Here is a 4,087-nt window from a genome sequence, read left to right as displayed (position 1 = left end):
TCCTTCGGCATCAGCGGCACCAACGCCCACATCATCATCGAACAAGCCACCGAACCCCACCCCCCCACACCCACCAAGGACCTCACCACCCCCGCACCCTGGCTGATCAGCGCCCAGGACGAGACCGCCCTGCGCGCCCAGGCCGCCCGGGTGCGGGACTTCGTGGCGGAGACCGGCGCCCACCCCGCGGATGTCGGCTTCTCGCTGGCCACAACCCGTTCGGCCCTCGACAGCCGGGCGGTGGTCGTCGGTACCACGACCGACACCTTCCTGGCCGGCCTCGACGCTCTGGTGGCTGGTGCCGGGGCGCCGAGCCTGGTGACGGGCAGCGCGGCGGGCGCGGGCCGCACGGCGTTCCTGTTCACCGGACAAGGGGCACAGCGCGCCGGTATGGGCCGCGAACTGTACGCGTCCCACCCAGTGTTCGCGGCCGCCCTCGACGAGGTGTGCGCGGCGCTTGACCCCCACCTCGATCGGCCGCTGCGCGAGGTGATGTTCGCCGCCGACGACGCGGCCGACGGGGCTGCGCTGCACCGGACCGCGTACACCCAGCCCGCGCTGTTCGCCGTCGAAGTCGCGCTGTTCCGGCTGCTGACGCACCACGGGCTCGTCCCCGACCTGCTCGCCGGGCACTCGATCGGTGAGCTTGCCGCCGCGCATGTCGCCGGGGTGCTCTCGCTCCCGGACGCGGCCAGGCTGGTGGCCGCCCGAGGCCGGCTGATGGAGTCGGCGCGCGCGGGCGGGGCGATGATCGCGATCGAGGCCGAGGAGGCAGATCTCGCCGCTGATCTGGCGCAGTACCCGGACCGGCTTGCCGTCGCCGCGGTCAACGGCCTCGCCTCCGTGGTGATCTCCGGTGATGAGGACGCCGCCGAGGAGGTCGCCGACCGATGGCGTTCACTTGGCCGCAGAACCCGCCGCCTCAAGGTCAGCCATGCCTTCCACTCGCCGCACATGGACGATGTCCTCGACGAGTTCCGTACGGTCGCAAAGAGCCTCACCTTCAGCTCCCCCACCATTCCGATCGTCTCCACCGTCACTGGCGAGCCGGCCCGTCCCGCCGACCTCGCTTCGCCTGAGTACTGGGTCGGGCAGATACGTGCCGCGGTCCGTTTCGCCGACGCGGTACGCAGCCTGGAACAGCAGGGAGCCACGGTCTTCGTGGAGGTCGGGCCGGACGCGGTGCTGACGTCTCTCGTCACCACCGCTCTCGGCGATCGCGCCCCAGCCGCCGTACCGCTGATGCGGGCCGGCCGACCGGAAGGCGAAACTTTTCTCGCCGGCCTCGCCGCCGCCCATGCCAACGGCTCTCCCCTGGACGCCGCTTCCTTCTTCCCCGGCGCCCATCGCATCGACCTGCCCACGTACGCCTTCCAGCGCGAGCACTACTGGCTCGTTCCGGATACCCGTACCGACGCCCGAGGGCTCGGTCTCGATCCCGCCGGGCACCCGCTGCTGTCGACGACCGTGGAGCTGGCCGACCGCGAGGACCTGCTGTTCACGGGCCGGCTCGGCACCGGCACGCACCCGTGGCTGGCCGACCACGCCATCGACGGCACCGTCCTCGTGCCCGCCACCGCTTTCCTCGAACTGGCTCTGACAGCCGGGGCACACCTCGGCGCCGACCGCGTCGGCGAACTCACCCTCGAAGCGCCGCTGGTGCTGCCCGAACACGGCGCGGTCCGGGTCCAGGTCACCGTGGGCGCCCCCGACGCGTCCGGCGTCCGGGCCTTCGGCATCCACGCCCGCGAGGACAGTGCCGCCGACGACCCGAAGCCCTGGACCCGCCACGCCTCCGGCGTCCTCGGCGGCGCCGGTTCCCCGGCCGGCGAGGAGCTGCGACAGTGGCCGCCGGCCGGTGCCACGGCCGAACGGCTCGACGGGGGCGACAACGGTGACCTCGACAGCGTCTACGCCCGTCTCGCCGGCCTCGGATACCAGTACGGACCCGCCTTCCAGGGGCTGACCGCCCTCTGGCACGCCGGCGACGACCTCTACGCGGAGGTGTCCCTTCCGGCCGATCACGGCAAGGACGCCGGCCGCTTCGGGGTCCACCCCGCACTCCTCGACGCCGTGCTGCACCCTCTGGTGCTGCTCGCTGCCGACGCTGCGAGGAGTGATACGGCCACTTCGATCCGGTTGCCGTTCGCCTGGACCGACACGGTCCTCCATGCCACCGGGGCCTCCGCCTTGCGGGTCCGCATCTCGCCCACCGGGCCGGACACCTTCTCGCTCGCGGCCGCCGACACGGCCGGCGCAGCTGTGTTGACCGTGGACGCTCTGGCCCTGCGGCCGGTCGCCCGTGACCGGCTGACCCCGGCCGCCGGCGGACATCTCGACTCCCTGTACGAGGTGGACTGGACGGCTGTCCCGGCGACCGACGCGGGCAGCGTCCGGCTGGCCGAGGTCGTTGACGGCGAACTGCCGGACGAGTCTGGCGTGGACGCGTTCGTCGTACGTGCCGAACAGTTCGGTCCTTCTCGGCCGGACGGCGACGAGGTGGACGCCGCACACGAGGCTGCGACCGGCGCGCTGCGCCTGGTGCAGCGGTTCCTTGCGGACGAACGCCACGGCGAGGCACGGCTGCTGGTCGTCACCCGGAGCGCCGTCGCGGCCGCTCCCGGCGAATCCGTCGTGTCACCGGCCACCGCCACGGTGTGGGGTCTGGTGCGGGCGGCGCAGTCCGAGCACCCCGGCCGTCTGGTCCTCGTGGACGTGGACGGTCCCGAGGGCGAACGGCTGTTGTCTGCCGCGCTGGGCTGCGGTGAGCCCCAGCTCGTCGTACGCGACGGTGTGCTGAAGGCACCGAGGCTGGTGCGCGCGGCCCGTAGCCACGCACCGGTCGAGCTCGCGGCCGACACGGACGGCACCGTACTGGTCACCGGTGGGACCGGTGGCCTCGGCGCCCTCTTCGCCCGGTATCTGGTGGTGTCGCACGGGGTGCGGCGGCTGCTGCTGGTGAGCCGCCGCGGTCCCGACGCGCCGGGCGCCGACGACCTCGTCGCAGAACTGACCGGACTGGGAGCCGAGGTGTCGCTCGCCGCGTGCGACGTGGCGGACCGGAACTCACTCGCCCAACTGCTGAGCGGCTTCTCACCCGAGCATCCACTGACCGCCGTGATCCACACCGCGGGCATCCTCGACGACACCACCATCGAAGGCCTCACACCCGAACGACTCGACGCCGTACTGCGGCCCAAGGTCGACGCCGCCTGGCATCTGCACGACCTGACCCGCGACATGAACCTCACCGCCTTCGTCATGTTCTCGTCGGTCTCGGGCCTGCTCGGCACGGCAGGCCAGGGCAACTACGCGGCAGCGAACGCCTACCTGGATGCCTTGGCCGCACATCGCCGGACCCAGGGTCTGGCGGGCGTCTCCCTCGCCTGGGGACTGTGGGACAGCACGCGCGGGATGGGCGGCAGCCTCGGCGAAGCCGACCTCGCCCGCTGGAGCCGGATCGGCATCCGGCCGCTCACCCCGGAGCAGGGGCTCTCACTGTTCGACGCGGCGCTCGACGACGGGCCGGCGCTGCGCGTGCCCGTGGCGCTGGACCTCCCGGCCCTGCGAGCTCTCGCCGATGAGCCGCCGGCTCTGCTGCGCGGGCTCGGCCGGGCCCGGCCGCGCCGTGCTGCCGCGCGGACCGCGCAGGCCGGCGGCTCCGACTGGGCGCGGCAGACCGCCGAGCTCCCCGACGACCAGCGGCTCGACTCCGTGCGGGACCTGGTGCGCGGCACCGTGGCTGCCGTCCTCGGCCACGCCGACGGCACCACCCTCGACCTGCGGCGGGCGTTCAACGAAATCGGACTCGACTCGCTCGCCGGTGTGGAGCTGCGCAACAGGCTCAACGCGACCACCGGACTGCGGCTGCCCGCCACGGTCGTCTTCGACCACCCGTCGCCCCAGGCCTTGGCCGACCACCTCATCACCCGCGTCACCGACGCCGGGCCCGCTTCCGCGACCCCCGCGGTCCGTACCGCCGCCCGGGCGGACGAGCCGATCGCGATCGTCGGCATGGCGTGCCGGTACCCGGGCGGGGTGTCCTCGCCGGAGGATCTGTGGCAACTGGTCATGGAGGGCAGGGACG

At 73.0% G+C, this 4,087-nt stretch carries 1 protein-coding gene; it reads left to right on the top strand.

The genetic code is table 11. The annotated features are described in order from the left end of the window. The coding region (locus ACFYWY_RS38045; RefSeq protein WP_389196061.1) for an SDR family NAD(P)-dependent oxidoreductase at positions 1–4,087 on the top strand (4,087 nt) is incomplete at both ends.

Origin of the sequence: Streptomyces sp. NPDC002870 (assembly GCF_042888505.1) — a bacterium.
Classification (GTDB): Bacteria; Actinomycetota; Actinomycetes; order Streptomycetales; family Streptomycetaceae; genus Streptomyces.
This window is presented reverse-complemented; position numbering and strand designations above follow the sequence as displayed.